15 protein-coding genes and 1 pseudogene are annotated in these 16,725 nt (G+C 68.8%); 3 read left to right on the top strand and 13 right to left on the bottom strand.

The genetic code is table 11. The features are described 5' to 3' along the window. The first annotated feature begins 33 nt into the window (after positions 1 to 33). Entirely contained in the window at positions 34 to 309 is a 276-nt protein-coding gene (locus AC6EI8_RS04985; RefSeq protein WP_498381427.1) for a helix-turn-helix transcriptional regulator, read from the top strand. Further along, positions 309 to 1,562, top strand: coding sequence for a type II toxin-antitoxin system HipA family toxin (locus AC6EI8_RS04980; protein WP_498381426.1), 1,254 nt, complete (start codon positions 309 to 311; stop codon positions 1,560 to 1,562). The genes AC6EI8_RS04985 and AC6EI8_RS04980 overlap by 1 nt, the downstream gene beginning before the upstream one ends. Positions 1,563 to 1,574: 12 nt before the next feature. On the opposite strand, the gene AC6EI8_RS04975 is transcribed toward AC6EI8_RS04980, so the two are convergent. After that, a complete protein-coding gene (locus tag AC6EI8_RS04975; RefSeq protein ID WP_006575803.1) occupies positions 1,575 to 1,802 on the bottom strand; it encodes a hypothetical protein in 228 nt (75 codons plus the stop codon). Positions 1,803 to 2,095: 293 nt separating this feature from the next. Between AC6EI8_RS04975 and ettA the strand changes: the two genes are divergently transcribed. Further along, positions 2,096 to 3,763, top strand: a complete 1,668-nt coding sequence (gene ettA / locus AC6EI8_RS04970; protein WP_150082596.1) for an energy-dependent translational throttle protein EttA — start codon at positions 2,096 to 2,098, stop codon at positions 3,761 to 3,763. A gap of 99 nt (positions 3,764 to 3,862) precedes the next feature. Here ettA and AC6EI8_RS04965 read toward each other — a convergent pair whose 3' ends face one another. The 12 genes and pseudogenes from AC6EI8_RS04965 to AC6EI8_RS04910 form a co-directional block, all read right to left on the bottom strand. Beyond that, complete coding sequence (locus AC6EI8_RS04965) at positions 3,863 to 4,639, bottom strand: enoyl-CoA hydratase/isomerase family protein (RefSeq protein WP_498381425.1); 777 nt, start codon at positions 4,637 to 4,639, stop codon at positions 3,863 to 3,865. Positions 4,640 to 4,677: 38 nt separating this feature from the next. Beyond that, a complete protein-coding gene (locus AC6EI8_RS04960; protein ID WP_498381424.1) occupies positions 4,678 to 6,234 on the bottom strand; it encodes a class I adenylate-forming enzyme family protein in 1,557 nt (518 codons plus the stop codon). Between the two features lie 28 nt (positions 6,235 to 6,262). Then, positions 6,263 to 8,035, bottom strand: a complete 1,773-nt coding sequence (locus AC6EI8_RS04955) for a long-chain-fatty-acid--CoA ligase (RefSeq protein ID WP_149319684.1) — start codon at positions 8,033 to 8,035, stop codon at positions 6,263 to 6,265. A 139-nt stretch (positions 8,036 to 8,174) separates the two neighbouring features. Further along, positions 8,175 to 9,341 (bottom strand): acyl-CoA dehydrogenase family protein, encoded by a 1,167-nt coding sequence (locus AC6EI8_RS04950; protein ID WP_226109473.1) that lies wholly within the window; start codon positions 9,339 to 9,341, stop codon positions 8,175 to 8,177. A gap of 19 nt (positions 9,342 to 9,360) precedes the next feature. Then, positions 9,361 to 10,185 carry an SDR family NAD(P)-dependent oxidoreductase gene (locus AC6EI8_RS04945; protein ID WP_498381423.1) on the bottom strand — a complete coding sequence of 275 codons (825 nt, stop codon included), beginning with the start codon at positions 10,183 to 10,185 and terminating at the stop codon, positions 9,361 to 9,363. Positions 10,186 to 10,243: 58 nt separating this feature from the next. Further along, positions 10,244 to 10,663 (bottom strand): MaoC family dehydratase, encoded by a 420-nt coding sequence (locus tag AC6EI8_RS04940; RefSeq protein WP_150082590.1) that lies wholly within the window; start codon positions 10,661 to 10,663, stop codon positions 10,244 to 10,246. A gap of 13 nt (positions 10,664 to 10,676) precedes the next feature. Continuing rightward, a complete protein-coding gene (locus AC6EI8_RS04935; protein ID WP_150082589.1) occupies positions 10,677 to 11,120 on the bottom strand; it encodes a MaoC family dehydratase N-terminal domain-containing protein in 444 nt (147 codons plus the stop codon). A 3-nt stretch (positions 11,121 to 11,123) separates the two neighbouring features. Then, positions 11,124 to 12,308, bottom strand: coding sequence for a lipid-transfer protein (locus tag AC6EI8_RS04930; protein WP_149319680.1), 1,185 nt, complete (start codon positions 12,306 to 12,308; stop codon positions 11,124 to 11,126). A gap of 147 nt (positions 12,309 to 12,455) precedes the next feature. After that, on the bottom strand, positions 12,456 to 13,448 hold the full coding sequence (locus AC6EI8_RS04925; protein WP_149319679.1) for a tripartite tricarboxylate transporter substrate binding protein: 993 nt from the start codon (positions 13,446 to 13,448) through the stop codon (positions 12,456 to 12,458). Between the two features lie 210 nt (positions 13,449 to 13,658). After that, positions 13,659 to 14,687, bottom strand: coding sequence for an AraC family transcriptional regulator (locus tag AC6EI8_RS04920; protein WP_498381422.1), 1,029 nt, complete (start codon positions 14,685 to 14,687; stop codon positions 13,659 to 13,661). A 307-nt stretch (positions 14,688 to 14,994) separates the two neighbouring features. Next, complete coding sequence (locus tag AC6EI8_RS04915) at positions 14,995 to 16,134, bottom strand: metallophosphoesterase (RefSeq protein WP_226109470.1); 1,140 nt, start codon at positions 16,132 to 16,134, stop codon at positions 14,995 to 14,997. Between the two features lie 290 nt (positions 16,135 to 16,424). Beyond that, positions 16,425 to 16,725 (bottom strand): annotated as a pseudogene (locus AC6EI8_RS04910) (MATE family efflux transporter); the annotation flags it as partial.

The raw sequence follows: 16,725 nt of genomic DNA, 5'->3' as shown, positions 1-16,725 counted from the left end.
AAAATTACCGAGCGGTAATATCAGGGGCGCAAGATGGCAACGGAGAAACAAAACTTCCCGAGCGGTAACTCAGCCGCTAGCGGCATCGTGGTTCACAGCTCGGCCGAACTCGGCGCCGCCATCCGCCAGCGGCGCGAGCAACTCGAACTGAAGCAAACCGATCTCGCCGGTCTCGGCGGTACCGGCAACCGCTTTGTCGTCGAACTCGAGCGGGGCAAGCCGACGGTCCAGCTGCAGAAGGTTCTCGACATCATGGACTTGCTCGGGCTGGAAGTGGTCGTGAAACCGAAGACCAGCGGAGGCTTGTGATGGCCCGGCCCGAACGGCTCAGCGTCCTGTGGGGCGATGAAGTGGTCGGCACCATCCACGATACCGCGCCATTGGCCTTCGCCTATTCGCCCGCATGGCTCGCCAGGGAGGACCGCTTCCCGGTCGCCGCCATTCCGCTGATGCCGGGATTGCAGGACGCCGAGGTCGTGCAGGCCTTCTTCGAGAACCTGCTGCCCGAGGGGGAATTGCGCGACTATCTCGCGCAGCAGAAGAAGGCGTCCACCTTGTTTTCGATGCTCCTGGAGGTGGCGGGGGACACGGCTGGGGCCTTCGTCATCGTGCCGGAAGGCGAAACGCCGAAGCCCGCCACGTACCAGGCGACCTCATGGCAGGCGCTGGGCGCGGCGCTGAGCAAGCCGTCTGCGGCCGCCGTCGACCTGAAGGGTGCCCGCGCGCGGATCTCGCTCGCGGGCGCACAGGACAAGACGAGCCTGGCGATCTTCGACGATGGCGTCCCGCGTCTTCCTCGCGGCGTCGCGCCGTCCACGCATATCCTGAAGCCGGACATCAAGCGCCTCGCCAAGGTATGGCAGTCGGCCGCGAACGAAACCATCGTGATGCGCGTTGCCGCGGAGTGTGGTTTGCCTGCCGCCGAGGTTTTCTATGAACCGATGACGCGAGCATGCGTCGTGCGGCGCTTCGACAGGTACCAGCGGCCGGATGGAACGTTGGGACGGCTGGTCCAGTACGATCTGTGCCAGTTGGCCGGCACCGTGTCCGACCGCAAGTACGAAAAGGAGGGCGGCCCTGGCATCGCCGCCTGTGCCGCTCTGATCCGGCAATGCAGCGTCCAGCCCGCGGTAGACCTGCGCCACTTCCTGAACTGGATCTTCTTCAACCTCTACGTCGGCAACAACGACAGCCACGCAAAGAACCTGTCGTTGTACGTGCTGCCTGGGCAGGGCGTGAGGCTGACCCCCTTCTACGATCTGATGTGCACCCGCTTGTATGCCGGGCTGTCAGGGGAGTTCGCGTTCTCGATCGGGGGAGAAAACCGGCCGGGCGAGATTGCGCGCCGGCACGTGGTGGCGATGGCCGAAACCCTTGGCATGCAGCCGCGCTTCGTATTGGGCCAGGCGGCGGAACTGGCGCAACGGATCCCGGGCGCAGTGGCGCGCGCGGTGGAGCACACCTTGCCGTCGTTGCCGCATGGCGCGCGAGATCTCGCGGACCGCCTCGGCCGGTTCATTCAGTCCACGACGCGCAAGGTCTCCGCCCGCATCGCGGCCTGAACCCGCCATCGCTCAATGATGGTGATGATGGTGATGCGCCCAGTGAATATCGTTCGACTCCACGAACGACGCCACCGCGTCCTTGTCCCCGGTGGCGTGGCGCATCATCTCGCCGCACTTGCAGAAGCCCTGGTATGGCGTGATATGCGAGCAGGCCGATACCTTCTGCAGGTACAGGGTCACGGGCTTGTTGCACTTCTTGCACTTGAAGGTCAGCGTGCGGGCGGGTTTGGGGCTCATGGTGGTACTCGGTCGGCAGGAATTTGCCCGAAGGCGAAGGGCACGATGATACCGCGCCCGCGGGCGGCGCCTTGGCCAGCGCTTCGGTCGGTACATCGGCCGGTACGCCGGCCGGCGCGTGGGCCCGTGCAGCGGTCGCCGTGTCGGCCAGCGGGCAGTGCATGGGCTGGTCCAGGAGCAGTGCATGGACCCGTGCATGGGCCAGCGCATCCGCCACCCCGTCCGTCCGCCGCCCCCGGTTTGCTACACTGCGCCATCCCCCTCCAACACAGTCATTTCACTGGGTAAGCCGCATGGCACAGTACGTCTATACGATGAATCGCGTGGGCAAGATCGTTCCGCCCAAGCGTCAGATCCTGAAGGATATTTCGCTGTCCTTTTTCCCCGGCGCCAAGATCGGCGTGCTCGGCCTGAACGGTTCGGGCAAATCGACGCTGCTCAGGATCATGGCCGGCGTCGACAAGGACATCGAGGGCGAAGCGATCCCGATGCCGAATCTGAACATCGGCTATCTGCCGCAGGAGCCGCAGCTCGATCCCGAGCAGACCGTGCGTGAAGCAGTCGAGGGCGGTCTGGGCGAGGTGTTCGAGGCGCGCAAGAAGCTCGAGGAAATCTACGCGGCCTACGCCGAGCCGGATGCCGACTTCGACCAGCTGGCCGCCGATCAGGCCAAGTACGAGGCAATCCTGGCCGCCAGCGACGGCAACAATGCCGAGCAGCAGCTGGAAGTTGCGGCCGACGCGCTGCGGCTGCCGCCGTGGGACGCCAAGGTCGGCCATCTGTCCGGCGGCGAGAAGCGCCGCGTCGCGCTGTGCCGGCTGCTGCTGTCGCGTCCCGACATGCTGCTGCTGGACGAGCCGACCAACCACCTGGACGCCGAATCGGTCGAATGGCTGGAGCAGTTCCTGACCCGCTTCCCGGGCACGGTGGTCGCGGTGACCCATGATCGCTACTTCCTCGACAACGCGGCCGAGTGGATCCTGGAGCTGGACCGCGGCCACGGCATTCCCTGGAAGGGCAACTACAGCTCGTGGCTGGACCAGAAGGAAAACCGGCTGAAGCAGGAAGAGTCCAGCGAGTCGGCGCGGCAGAAGGCGCTGAAGAAGGAGCTGGAATGGGTCCGCCAGAATCCGAAGGGCCGGCAGGCCAAGTCGAAGGCGCGTCTGGCGCGTTTCGACGAGCTGAATAGCCAGGAATACCAGAAGCGCAACGAAACCCAGGAGATCTTCATTCCGGTCGGCGAGCGGCTCGGCAATGAGGTGATCGAGTTCGAGAACGTATCGAAGGCCTACGGCGATCGGCTGCTGATCGACAACCTGAGCTTCAAGGTGCCGCCGGGCGCAATCGTCGGCGTGATCGGTCCGAATGGCGCCGGTAAATCGACGCTGTTCCGCATGCTGACCGGCAAGGAGCAGCCGGACAGCGGCACGATCAAGATCGGGCCGACCGTCAAGCTCGCCTATGTCGACCAGAGCCGCGACGCGCTCGACGGCAGCAAGACGGTGTTCGAGGAAATCTCCGGCGGCGCGGATGTGCTGACCGTGGGCCGCTACGAGACGCCCTCGCGCGCCTATATCGGCCGCTTCAACTTCAAGGGCTCGGACCAGCAGAAGCACGTCGGCACGCTGTCGGGTGGCGAACGCGGGCGCCTGCATCTGGCCAAGACGCTGATCGCCGGCGGCAATGTGCTGCTGCTCGACGAACCGTCCAACGACCTCGACGTCGAAACGCTGCGCGCGCTGGAAGACGCGCTGCTGGAGTTTGCCGGCTGCGTGATGGTCATCTCGCACGATCGCTGGTTCCTGGACCGGATCGCGACGCATATCCTGGCCTTCGAAGGCGACTCGCACGTCGAGTTCTTCGCCGGCAACTATCAGGAGTACGAGGCCGACAAGAAGCGCCGCCTGGGCGAGGAAGCCGCCAAGCCCAAGCGCATCCGCTACAAGCCGATCGCCCGCTGAAGGCGAAGCGCTTTCCCTCTCCCCCGGCCCCTCTCCCGCCTCGCGGGAGAGGGGAGAAAACCGGCGAAACTACCCCGAAACTTCCCCAGAACTTCCCCATTAGGCCGGCCACTGAAACGGCGCCGGCCGCTTCTCCAGAAACGCCTCGACCGCATCGCGATGGTGCCCGGTGCCCATCGCCAGCGCCTGTGCATTGGCCTCCAGCTCCAGTGCGGTCGCAAGATCTCCATCCGCGGCCACCGCCCGCTTGACTAGGCTGACCGCCATCGGCGAGGCCCCGACAAAGCTGCGCGCGATCGCATGGGCGCGCTGCGCCAGCGCTTCCGGCGGATGAATCTCCATCGCGATTCCCAGCCGCAGCGCTTCCTCGGCCCCGACCTCGCGCGCCGACAGCATCAGTTCCCTGGCGCGCTGCACGCCGACCACGCGCGGCAGCGTGTGGAAGATCCCGCAATCGGGCACCAGGCCGACCTTCAGGAAGGACACGCAGAAGCGCGCCCGCGGCGTGGCGATCAAAAAGTCCGCCGTCAGCGCCAGGCCGAAGCCCGCGCCGAAGGCCGCGCCATCGACCGCCGCAATGACGGGCTTGTCTAGGCCGATCAGGTCGCGCAGCCATCGATGCAGGTCGCCGAGCCGCTCGCGCCAGCCCTGGTTGTCCAGACCGGCGCTCGCGATATTGCGCAGGTCGCCGCCCGAGCAGAAGTGCCCGTCGGCGCCGGTCAGCACCAGCGCGCGGATGCCGCGGTCGGTCGCGACCACGCGCACTGCTTCGGCGATTTCCTCGCGCATCGCGGGCCCGAGCGCATTGCGCGTCTTCGGATCCTTCAGCGTCAGCGTGGCGACGCCGTCCCGCATCTCGAAGTCGATTCGTTCCATCGGAATTCCTCTCGCTGATGAGTTCGCGGCGCCGACGATCAGCGCCCGCCAACCGCCACCGCGCCGCGGTATCGCTGCCGCAATTCGTTCTTCAGCACCTTGCCGGCCGCCGACAGCGGCAGCCCATCGACATAGGCGAAACTGCGCGGGCACTTGTAGCCCGCCAGCCGTTCGCGGCACCACTGCGTCAGCTCGGCCGACAGCGCGGCGTCGTCCTGTGGCTCGCCTCCCTCCACGACCACCACCGCATGCACGCGCTCGCCCCAGCGCGCGTCCGGCACGCCGATGACCGCGGCCTGCGCCACGCGCGGATGGCTGCGCAGCGCGGTCTCGACTTCGCCCGAGTACACGTTCTCGCCGCCGGAAATGATCATGTCCTTGAGCCGGTCGGCGATGAACAGATGGCCATCCTCGTCCATCCAGCCGCCGTCGCCCGTATGCAGCCAGCCATCGCGCAGCGCCTGCGCGGTCGCATCCGGCTGGTTCCAGTAGCCGCGCATCACCATCGGCCCGCGCACGACGATCTCGCCGACGGTGCCGCGCGGCACTTCTTCGCCTTGCGGATCGACCACGCGGATCTCGGCGCCGAGCCCGGCGCGTCCCACTGAATGCCGGTGGCGTTCGGCGCCCATGCCCGGACGATGATTGGCTGGCGGATTGATGCAGACCGCGGCGGCGGTCTCCGTCATGCCATAGGCCTGGAAGAACTCCGCGTCGGGCCACGCCTGCAGTGCGCGCGCCAGCAGGTCCGGCGGCATCGGCGCGGCGCCGAAGGCAATGCGGTTCAAGCTCTGCAGCCGCGCCGCGTCGAAGCCGGGATGATCGAGCAGCGACTGCAGCATGGTCGGCACCACGATGATGTCGGAGATCCGATGTGTCTCGATGGCGGACAGCACGATGTCGGCGCGAAACTGCGGCAGCGTCACGCAGCTGCCCCCGGCGATCAGCTGCCCGATCAGCCGGCCCAAACCGGCGACATGGAACAGCGGGGCAACCAGCAGCGATACGCTGTCCGGCGCATTGTTCAGTTCCGCGGCGCGCGAGATCGACGCGGCCCAGAAGTTGGCGTGCGACAGCATCACCCCCTTGGCGCGACCGGTGGTGCCGCCGGTGTAGAGGATCGCGGCCAGCGCATCGCCGCCGGTGCGCGTATCGTCGAGCGATTCCGCGCCGGCCGCCGCCGCGGCGTCGGCATCGGCCAGGAAGGTGTCGATCGGCACCACCGTGGCGAGGTCGTCGAGTTCCTCCGCCATCGCGGTCAGCTGGCGATCGGGCAGCAGCAGCCGCGCGCCGCAGTCGCCGATCGCATGGCGCAGCTCGGGCACGCTCCAGCGCGTATTGAGCGGACACGCCACCGCGCCGCGCCACCAGCAGGCCAGCAGCATCGCGATCAGGCCGTCGCCGTTCTGCGCGAGCAGCGCGACGCGGTCGCCGGGTCCCACGCCGTGACGCTTCAGCGCCGCGGCGGCACGCGCCACCCGCGCACCCAGTTCAGCGAAATCGGTGGTACGCGTGTGGCCGTCGGCCACGTGGCAAAGCGCAATCTTGGCGGGATGGCGCTGTATCGCGCGGTGCAGTCCCTGGGTCAGGTACATCGCGTGGGTCTCCGAAGCGGAAAACGGATCAGGCTTGCTGAAGCGGCTTGTCGAGGCGGCCGGCGTTGGCTTCGCCCAGAGCCGGCGCATCCACGGCCTCGGCTCCTGTCTCCACCGCACGGCACTGCTCCGCCTGAATCTCCCGCCAGAGCACCTTGCCCGTACCGGACTTCGGCAGCGCACTGCGGAACTCCACGGCCCGCGGCGCCTTGTACGCCGCCATCCGCTCCCGGCACCACGCGATCAGCTCGGCCGGCTCCAGCGTCGTGCCGGGCTTGAGGACGACGACCGCCTTCACCGATTCGCCCTGCCGCCTGTCGGGCACCGCGACGATGCAGGCTTCGTGGATCGCGGGATGCTGGTACAGCATGGTCTCGACCTCGGCGGGCCAGACCTTGTAGCCGCTGACGTTGATCATCCGTTTGAGCCGGTCGCGCATGAAGAAGTAGCCTTCCTCGTCGACGCTTGCCAGGTCGCCGGTGCGGAAGAAGCGCTTGCCGTCGCGCTCGAAGAACGACTCGCGGTTCGCGGCCTCGTCGTTCCAGTAGCCGAGCATCAGCTGGTCGCCGCTGGTCACCAGTTCGCCGACCTCGCCGGGTGGCAGCGGCGCCAGCGTGGCCGGGTCGACGATGCGCGAGTCGACGCCGAAGGCCGGAATGCCGAGGCACTGCCGCTTCGGTCGGTGCAGCGGATTGCAATGCAGGAACGAGGCGGTCTCCGTCATGCCATAGCCCTCGATATAGCCAAGGTCGAAGCGCGACTTCAGCATCGCGGCCACCGCCTCCGGCATCGCGGCGCCGCCGCCGTTCAGCAGCGTCAGGCTGGACAGGTCGCGCGCGCTCGCTTCCGGGTGCGCGAAGAAGTCGATCAGCATCGCCGGCGGCGCGCCCCAGGTCGTCACGCGATGGCGTTCGATCAGGCGGGCCGCGGTGGCGGCGTCCCAGCGCGGCAGCATCACCACCGTCGCGCCGATCGCGATCGGCATCAGCATCGCGTTCTGCATGCCGAGCAGATGGAACAGCGGCGCCACGCCCATCACCACCGCTTCCGCATGCAGGCCGCGCCAGAGCACCGCGGAGAAGGTCGACGCCAGCAGCGTGCGGTGCGTATGCATGCAGCCCTTTGGTTGGCCGGTGGTGCCGGAGGTGTAGGGCAGCACGCAGAGGTCGTCCGGGCTGGCCTGCACATCCGGCGCGGGCAGCGCGGCCGCCAGCGCATCGGCCCAGTACGTCAGGCGCGCATCGTCCAGCGCCGCGCGCGGGGCGCGCACCCAGTCGGGCACGTCGAGATCGGTATCGGCGTCGATCGCGTCGGCATAGTTGTGCACCACCACATGCCGCAGCCGATCGCCCGCCAGCGCGGGCCGCAGCGCCGGCAGCAGTTCCTGCGCGACCAGCGCGACCTGCGCGCCGCTGTCGCGCAGATAGTGATCCAGCTCGTTGGCGGTGCACATCGCATTGACCGGCACCACCACCGCGCCGCAGCGCACGATCGCGTGGAAGGCGACGACGAACTGCGGGCAGTTCTGGCTCATCAGCAGCACGCGCTCGCCCGGCCGCACACCGGCTTGGCGATGCAGATGGCCGGCCAGCGCCTCGGTCTGGCGGCGCAGTTCGGCATAGCTCAGGTCACGGCCGTAGAAGACGATCGCGGGCTTGTCGGGATAGCGGTCGGCCTGCACCGACAGGTTGTGGCACAGCGTGACGCGCGGCACGCGGATGCGATGCGGCAGCCCGCGCGGCCAACTGCCGAACCACGCGGCCTGCTCCGATGGGCTGGATGGCACTGCTTCGGATGTCATTGCCTGCTGGTCTCCTGTGGTTGGTCAGGCGGCCGCTCCGCGGCGACGCGCCGTTCGCCCCGATACCCCCGTACGCCGATACGCCGATACGCCGATGCGCCGATACGCCGATGCGCAGATGCGCCGATACGCCGATGCCTCAGTCGTCCATCGCCCGCGCCACGATTTCCTTCATCACCTCGTTGGCGCCGCCGTAGATGCGGCCCACGCGCGCATCGGTGTACATCCGTGCGATCGGGTATTCGTTCATATAGCCGTAGCCGCCATGCAGCTGCAGGCATTCGTCGATGACCTGGCACAACGTCTGCGTGCTCCACCACTTGGCCATCGCGGCGGTCGGCACGTCGAGCTCGCCGCGCTGCAGCCGGCCGATGCAGTCGTCGACGAAGCTGCGCGCGATGGTGGCATGGGTCTGGCACTCGGCGAGCTTGAAGCGCGTGTTCTGCATCGCCATCAGCGGCTCGCCGAACACGTGGCGCTGCGTCACATAGGCGAGCGTGTCGTCGACCGCCCGCTGCATCGTGGCCGCGGCGCCGATCGCGATCAGCAGCCGCTCGCGCGGCAGCTGCTGCATCAGCTGCCGGAAGCCGCGGCCTTCCTCGTTGCCGAGCAGGTTCTCGGCCGGCACCATCACGCCGTCGAAGAACAACTCGACGGTGTCCTGCCCGCGCTGCCCGATCTTGTCGAGCAGGCGCCCGCGCTGGAAGCCCGGCAGGTCGCGCGTTTCGATCATCAGCAGCGACACGCCGCTGGCGCGCGCCTCGGGATCGGTCTTGACCGCCAGGCAGATCAGGTCCGCGTGCCAGCCGTTGGTGATGAAGGTCTTGGCGCCGTTGACCAGATAGTGCCGGCCATCGCTGCCGAGGATTGCGGTGGTCTTGATCCGCTGCAGGTCGGTGCCCGCACCCGGCTCGGTCATGCCGATCGCCGCAACCATCTCGCCGCGCGCCATTGCCGGCAGCCAGCGCTGCTTCTGCGCCTCGCTGCCGTAGGCGAGCAGATAGTGCGCGACGATGCCGCTGTGCACGTTGATGCTGAAGCTGGTGACCAGCGCGCGCTGCTGCTCCTCGCAGATCACCGCTTCGTGCAGGAAGCTGCCGCCGCCTCCGCCGTAGGCCTCGGGAATGCCCGAACACAGCAGGCCGAGCTCGCCCGCGCGGCGCCAGATCTCGCGGTCGCAATGCTTCTGCTCGACCCACGCGGGCTGGCGCGGCACGCATTCGCTCTCGAAGAAGCGCCGCGCGGTATCGCGCAGCAGCTCCAGTTCGCTGTTCATCCACGGACGGGATGCATGCTGGATCGTCATGGCGCGGTTCCGGTGCGAATTACGGGCGCCCGCCGCCGCAGACCAGCACCTGGCCGCTGACGTAGTTGGACTCGGGGATGCAGAACAGGTAGACCGCGCCGGCCGCTTCCTCGGGCGTGCCGCCGCGTCCCAGCGGAATCAGCGCCTCGGCGTTCTTCAGGATCTGCGGATTGACGCCGACCTTGATCTTGCGCCCCGCGATGTCGATGCTGGCGTCGGCCTGCGCATCGGCCTCGGTCAGCCGCGTCTTGATCAGGCCGAACGCGATGCTGTTGACGTTGACCTTGTAGCGGCCCCATTCCTTGGCCATCGCGCGCGTCAGGCCGTTGATGCCGGCCTTGGCGGCGGCGTAGTTGGCCTGCCCCGCGTTGCCGTAGACACCGGACGTCGACGAGATATTGACGACCTTGCGGAACACCGGCGTGCCGCGCTCGGCCTCCTGCCTGGCGGCCTCGCGAATGAAGCCCGACGCGGCGCGCAGGATGCGGAAGGGCGCGGTCAGGTGCACCGCCAGGATGTCCTCCCACTGCTCGTCGCTCATCTTCTGGATCACGTTGTCCCAGGTATAGCCGGCGTTGTTGACGATGATGTCGAGGCCGCCGAACTGCTCGAGCGCGGTATTGACGAAGCGGTCCGCAAAGCCCGCGTCGGTCACGCTGCCGACGCAGGCCGCCGCCTTGCCGCCGCTCGCGCGGATCGTCTCCACCACGTCCAGCGCGGGCGCCTCGTCCAGGTCGTTGACCACCACGCGAGCGCCTTCCGACGCGAGCTTCAGCGCGATCTCGCGGCCGATGCCCCGTCCCGAGCCCGATACCAGTGCCACCTTGTCCTGCAGCTTGTTCATGCGTCTGCTCCTGGCTGTATCTGTGTTATCCGTGCTATTCCGCCCCGGCCGACTGTCGTCAGGGCAGCGCCACCACCGCGTCGCCGGCCACCTTGACCTCGCCGTTCTGGTCCACGGTGCTCAGTTCGATCCGCACGCGCTTCTCGCCGTGCGCCTCCATCTTCTCGACCACGGTGCCGCGGCAGGTCAGCCGGTCGCCCACCTGCGTGATGGCGACGAAGCGCACGCCGAAGTCGCGCAGCGCCTGCTGTGGAACCCAGTTGGTCAGCAGCCTGCCGAGATAGGCCATCGACAGCATGCCGTGCGCGAACACGTCGGGCTGGCCCGCGGCGTGCGCAAAATCGGTGTCGACGTGGATCGGGTTGTGGTCGCCCGAGGCACCGCAATAGAGCGCCAGCGTCAGCCGCGACACCGGTTCGGTCTCGAAGGCGGGCAGGGCATCGCCCACCTGCAGGGCGTCGTAGCGCAGCGTTGGCATCGGTCGGGCTCCCTTATCCATGGCGCATCACCGTGACCGTGCGCAGGTCGGCGACATGCGTCCCGTGCTGGTTGCTGACGCGCGTGCGGCGGACGACGAATTCGAGCGCGCCGCCCTTCTTGTCGTAGATGTCCTCGATGCATTGCTCGAAGGTCAGCCGGTCGCCCGCATAGGTCATCGCGTGATAGGTAAAGCGCTGTTCGCCGTGCAGCAGCCGGCGATAGTCCAGGCCCAGCAGTTCGCGGATCGCGGCCGGGTTGGGCGCGTCCATCTCCAGGCAGAACAGGAAGGTGGGCGGCACCGGCAGCCCCGGGTGGCCGGCATCGTGGGCGGCGGCCTCGTCGGTGTAGACGGGATCGTGCTGGCCGGTGGCCTTGGCGAACAGGCGCAGCCGGCCCGCCTCCACCGGCACGGTGAAGGGTGCCATCCGGTGCCCGATGTATTGGCGATCGATCATGGTTCAGGCCGCCTGATAGAGCGTCACCACGCAGGCGCCGCCAAGTCCGAGGTTGTGCTGCAGCGCGAGCCGCGCGCCGTCGACCTGGCGCTGGTCGGCCTGGCCGCGCAGCTGCCAGGTCAGTTCCGCGCACTGCGCGAGGCCGGTGGCACCGAGCGGATGGCCCTTCGACAGCAGGCCGCCGGACGGGTTGGTCACCACGCGGCCGCCGTAGGTGTTGTTGCCCTCGAGAATGAATTTCTCCGCGGTGCCCTCGGGGGTCAGGCCGAGCGCCTCGTAGGTGATCAGCTCGTTCGCGGTGAAGCAGTCATGCAGTTCGACCACGTCGATGTCTTCAGGGCCGATGCCGGCCATCTCGTAGACCTGCGCGGCGGCGGCACGGCTCATGTCGTAGCCGACCAGCTGGCGCATGTCGCGCTGGGCGAAGGTGCTCGGCGTATCGGTGGTCATCGCCTGCGCGGCGATGGTGACGCGCATGTCGAGCCCGTGGCGGCGGGCAAAGTCTTCGGAACACAGGATCGCCGCCGCGGCGCCGCACGTTGGCGGGCAGCATTGCAACCGCGTCAGCGGCTCGAACACCATCGGCGCGGCCATCACCTCGTCGAGCGTCACGGTGTCGCGGAAGACCGCCAGCGGATTGCGCGCGGCGTGCTGGCGCGCCTTGACCGAGATGCGGGCGAAGGTGTCGGGGCGGATGCCGTGCTGCCTGATGTAGTCGCGTCCCGCGCCGCCGAAGAACTGCGCGGCCCGCGGGGCGTTCGCATCAATGCCCTGCAGCTCGCCCATGGTCTCGGCGAAGCGCGCCATCGGCGAGGGGCGGTCGTCATAGGCGCCCTTGAGCGCGCCGGGCACCATCTGCTCGAAGCCGAGCGCAATCGCACATTCGACCGCGCCGCTCTGCACCGCCTGGCGCGCCAGGAACAGCGCGCTCGATCCGCTCGAGCAGTTGTTGTTCAGGTTGAAGACCGGGATGCCGGTCAGGCCGACGCGGTAGATCGCCGCCTGACCCGCGGTCGAATCGCCGTAGACGTAGCTGACGTAGGCCTGCTGCACCGCGTCGTACGGCACGCCGGCATCGTCGAGCGCCAGGCGCGCAGCCTGCTCGCCCATGACCATATAGGGCTCGCTCTTGCCCGGCTTGCTGAAGGGAATCATGCCGACACCGGCGACATGGACTTTGCGTGTCATGGTCTGGTCCTCGTTGTTTGCCTGCTGCGTGGTCCCACTGTGCCGCTCCCGCCGCGATGCGCCAATGGCCCGCGCAACCAAAGCGCCTGGCCGAAACGATCAGCGCCGCCTGCGTTTGCCGCGTGCCTGGCTGCAGCGCATTGCCTGTTATTGCAGCTTGACGCCGATCTGGCTCAGGAACACCTTCTCGCGCGCGAACTGGTCGATCGCGTACTGCCGATACTCGGCGCTGCTCATGTACATGTCGACCTGGTCGTAGTCCGCCAGCATGCGCTGGTAGTCGGGGTCGCGCATCGCCTTGCGCAGCGCGTCGTGCAGGGTCTTGAGCACGGCCGGTTCCATGCCCTTGGGCGCGACGATGCCCACCGGCGAATTGACCGTGATGTCGTAGCCCAACTCCTTCAGCGTCGGTACATTGGGGCGGCGCGGCAGCCGCGTGTTGCCCAGCGTCGCGAGCAGCCGGGCCTTGCCGCCATCGACCAGCGCGCCCCAACCGGGGTCCGAGATCACGTCGAGATGGCCGCCGAGCAGCGCGGTGGTTTCCTCGGCCATGCCCTTGAAGGGAATGAAGTTGAACTTGACCCCGGCCGCAAGCGCGAGCCGTTCCATCGCCACGTGGCCGCCGCTGCCGATGCCGGTGGAGCCGTAGCTGATCTGGCCGGGCCGCGCCTTGGCGTCGGCGAACAGGTCCTGCAGCGTCTTCCACGGCGCGTCCGCGCGTACCACCAGGCCGTTGGTGTAGCCGGTCAGGCAGATCACATAGGTGAAGTCGCTGAGTGGATCGAAATTGACCTTCTGCAGATGCGGCAGGCGGAACAGCGTGGCAGGGGCCACCGAGAACGTATAGCCGTCGGGCGCCGCACTGCGCGCCATCGCGGCCGGGCCCATGGTGCCGGCGACGCCGGGCTGGTTGACCACCACCACCTGCTGCCCCATTTCCCTGGACAGCGCGTGCGCCAGCGCACGCATCTGCACGTCGGTGGCGCCGCCCGGCGGGAACGGCATGATCATCGTCAGCGTGCGGGAGGGATAGCTGTCGGACTTGGCCAGCGCCACGGCGGGCCACGGTGACCAGGCGCCCAGCGCGCCGCCGGCCAGGGCCCACAGTGCGCGCCGGCGCGACTTCGATGTGTCTGCCATGTCTGTCTCCTGTTCTGTGTCCGCTGGTCGACGGTCCTGCCGCCACGGTGACCACAGTCTAGGAAGGCAGCGCGCACCGATACATGGCCGAAGCGCTGAATCGCATTGGCATGAACGATCAAGCCGGAGCGCGTGCGAACGCAGCGCGGCGCGCAGGTCCTTGCGGCTACGGGGAAACCCGCAGAGCAAGCGCCGATGCGCGAAGGCGGCTCAGTGCTCGCGCAGATGCGCCTGGCGATATTGGCCGGGCGCGACCCCGGTCCAGTGCTTGAAGGCGCGGTGGAAGGTGCTGGCCTCGGAGAAGCCCAGCAGGCTGGCGATCTCGGGCAGCGTCAGCTCGGGGCGCGCCAGGTATTCGATCGCGGCGTCGCGGCGCAGGTCGTCCTTGATGCCGCGAAAGCCCTGGCCTTCCTCGCGCAGCCGGCGGCGCAACGTCTGCGGCGTCATCGCCAGCTGCTCGCCGACGTCCTCGAGCGTGGGCAGCTCGCCGGTCAGGTTGCGGCGCAGGATGCGGCGGATGCGTTCGGTGATGCTGGTCTGGTCGCGGTACTTGATCAGCAGGCTGGCCGGCGCGTGCCGCAGGAATTCGCGCAGGCTGGCCTCGTTCTGCACCACCGGCAGATCGAGCCAGCGCGACTCGAAGCGCCAGCCGGTGTAGTCGTGGCCGTAGGACGCCGGCGCCTGGAACAGCAGCGCGGCGTCGGGGCTGGGGCCCAGCTCCGAATCGGGGTAGTCGACGCCGATCAGCGGCACGCGGCGCGCCGCCAGCCAGCAGGCCAGGCCGTAGCCGAGAAACGCGAAGGCACGGGCCGCGTAGGCCAGGCGCGCATCGTAGGGGACGCGCGGCGACAGCGACAGCATCGCGATCTCGCCATGGCGGCGCAGCCGCGGCACGAAGTCGTCGATCAGCAGCCGGTAGTAGCGCAGCCCCGCCTGCATCGCCTCGCCCAGCGTGCGCGTGCGGACCAGCATCTGGCAGCACTGCGCAAAGCTGCCCAGCGGCAGCGGCCGGCTGCACAGGCCCCACATCTCGTCGCGCATCGCGCGCCGCATCGCGAACGCCAGCGCCGCGTACTGGCCCTGCGTGACGCGCGCCACCGGCGAATCGAGCAGCGCCGGCGCGATGCCGGCCCGGCGCAGCAGCGCGGCGATGTCGGCGCCGCGATGGCGCGCGCCCAGCAGCGTCTGCTGGACCTGCTGGATGGCGATCGTGTGGTGGGTGAAACTGGCAGTGTTCATGGGACCGGACCGGAGACCATGGATGCTGCTGGCTCGCACGGGGACTGCGTTCGAAGGAGGGCCGCGGCGGCCGCATGCCGCGGCAAGGCTCTGCCGCCGCGCGCGGCACGCAGGACCGCAGGCGCGGCGGGGTGCGGCGATTATAGACCGGCGTCGGATGGGGTCGGCCGGCGCTCGGGGCTTGCTCTGGCCATGCTCTGGCCGCGCTGCGCCCGCGAGCTCAGCGCTTGCCCTGGCCTTGCCCAGACATTGGTCATGCCGCTTCACGCGGTGCTCAAGCCGTGCCCAGGCCGCGCTCGTTTCCCCGCTACGCCGTTGGCCGCCGCAGCCGTATCCGCGTGATCTCCGACGGCGCGCCGAAGCGCTTGGGCGGTCCCCAGTAGCCGGTGCCGCGGCTGACATAGACCCACATGTTCCGGTGGCGGTGCAGCCCGGCGACATAGGGCTGCTGCATCGGCACGAACAGGTTCCACGGCAGGAACTGCCCGCCATGCGTATGCCCCGACAACTGCAGGTCGAAGCCGGCCTCGGCCGCCGCGATCGCGCTGCGCGGCTGATGGGCCAGCAGCACGCGCACCGCCGCATCGGCCGGCGCGCCCGCCAGCGCCGCCTTGGGATCGCTGCGATGCGCGGGATCGAAATGCCCGGCGCTGAAGTCGGTGACGCCGGCCAGCACCAGCCTGGCGCCGTCGCGTTCGATCGCCACGTGTTCGTTCAGCAGGACGCGCAGCCCCAGCCGCCGCAGCTCGTCGATCCACGCGTGCGCGCCGGCGTAGTACTCGTGGTTGCCGGTGACGACATAGACCCCATGCGGGGCGCGCAGCGAGCCCAGCGGCGCCGTGTGGTCCCTCAACTCCGGCACCTTGCCGTCGACCAGGTCGCCGGTGATCGCGATCGCATCGGCGCCGAGCGTATTGACGCGTTCGACGATGCGCTGCAGGTACGGCCGCTTGATGGTCGGACCGACGTGGATGTCGCTGAGCTGCGCGATCGTGAAGCCGTCGAGCGCGGCGGGCAGTCCGGCGATCGGCACCTCGACGTCGACCACGCGCGCGACCCGCCGCGCGTTCCAGTAGCCGAGCAGCGAGACCAGCAGCGCCAGCGCGACGGTGCCGACGGCGCTCCAGACCGCCAGCGCGGGCGGGTACCAGCCGGCCAGCGCGCAGGCCAGCAGCACCAGTTCGCGCAGCACCGTCAGGATCAGCAGCGTCGAGAACAGCCCCATCGCCAGCATGCCGAGCCAGGAAAGGCGATCGCCCCACGGCGGCTCGAAGCGGCGCGCCAGCAGCGCGGTCGGCATCGACACGGCGGAGATGGCGAGCCACAGCGCGGCCAGCGCTTTTGCCGCCAGCGGCCACGGCAGCGCGGGCAGCAGGCGCACGCCGATATAGACATGCAGCAGGGCGACGATCAGCGCGGCCGTCAGGATCGATCGGCGAGGGGTCATGGTGCTCCGGACAGGCGTGCCGCGTCGGCACGATAAGCCGCACGATACCGGGGATACGGCGTGCGCGCATGCGTTGGGGCGCCGAGCCGCGATGGCGGCCGCGTTCCAGCCTCGCCGCTTTGGCGGTGCCAAGCGCCGCCTTGCCCCCGCATTAGCGCCGCCTCACCGCCGCCTCAGCGCCGCCTTAGCGCCGCCTCAGCGCCGCCTTAGCGCCGCCTTAGCGCCGCACTACCGCCCTGGCTCTACCTCAGCGCCGCCTCGTCTCAACCCCATCCCGGCCCATCGCCTGGCTACCGTCCCGACCACACCTCGCGCCGCACGCCCATCGCCGTCACCGCGCCGTAGGCCGTGATGCCGAGCGCCACGCCGAGGAAATGACCGTCCAGCCCCATGCCGCCGACATGCGCCAGCAGCCAGCCGCCGCCGGCGGCGAGGCCAATTCGGGCGATGCCGGCGGCAATGGGCCAGCGCATCCGGCCTGCGCCCATCGACGCGAAATACAGCGCCATGCCGAGGCCGAAGCCGCCGAAGGCCGGCGCGATCCACGACAGCGCGCGCGCGGCGATCGCCGCCACTTCCGCGTCGCTGGTG

Source organism: Cupriavidus sp. R6-3, assembly GCF_059772245.1.
The sequence above is the reverse complement of the archived record's forward strand: the minus strand, read 5'-3'. Positions and strand labels throughout refer to the sequence as shown.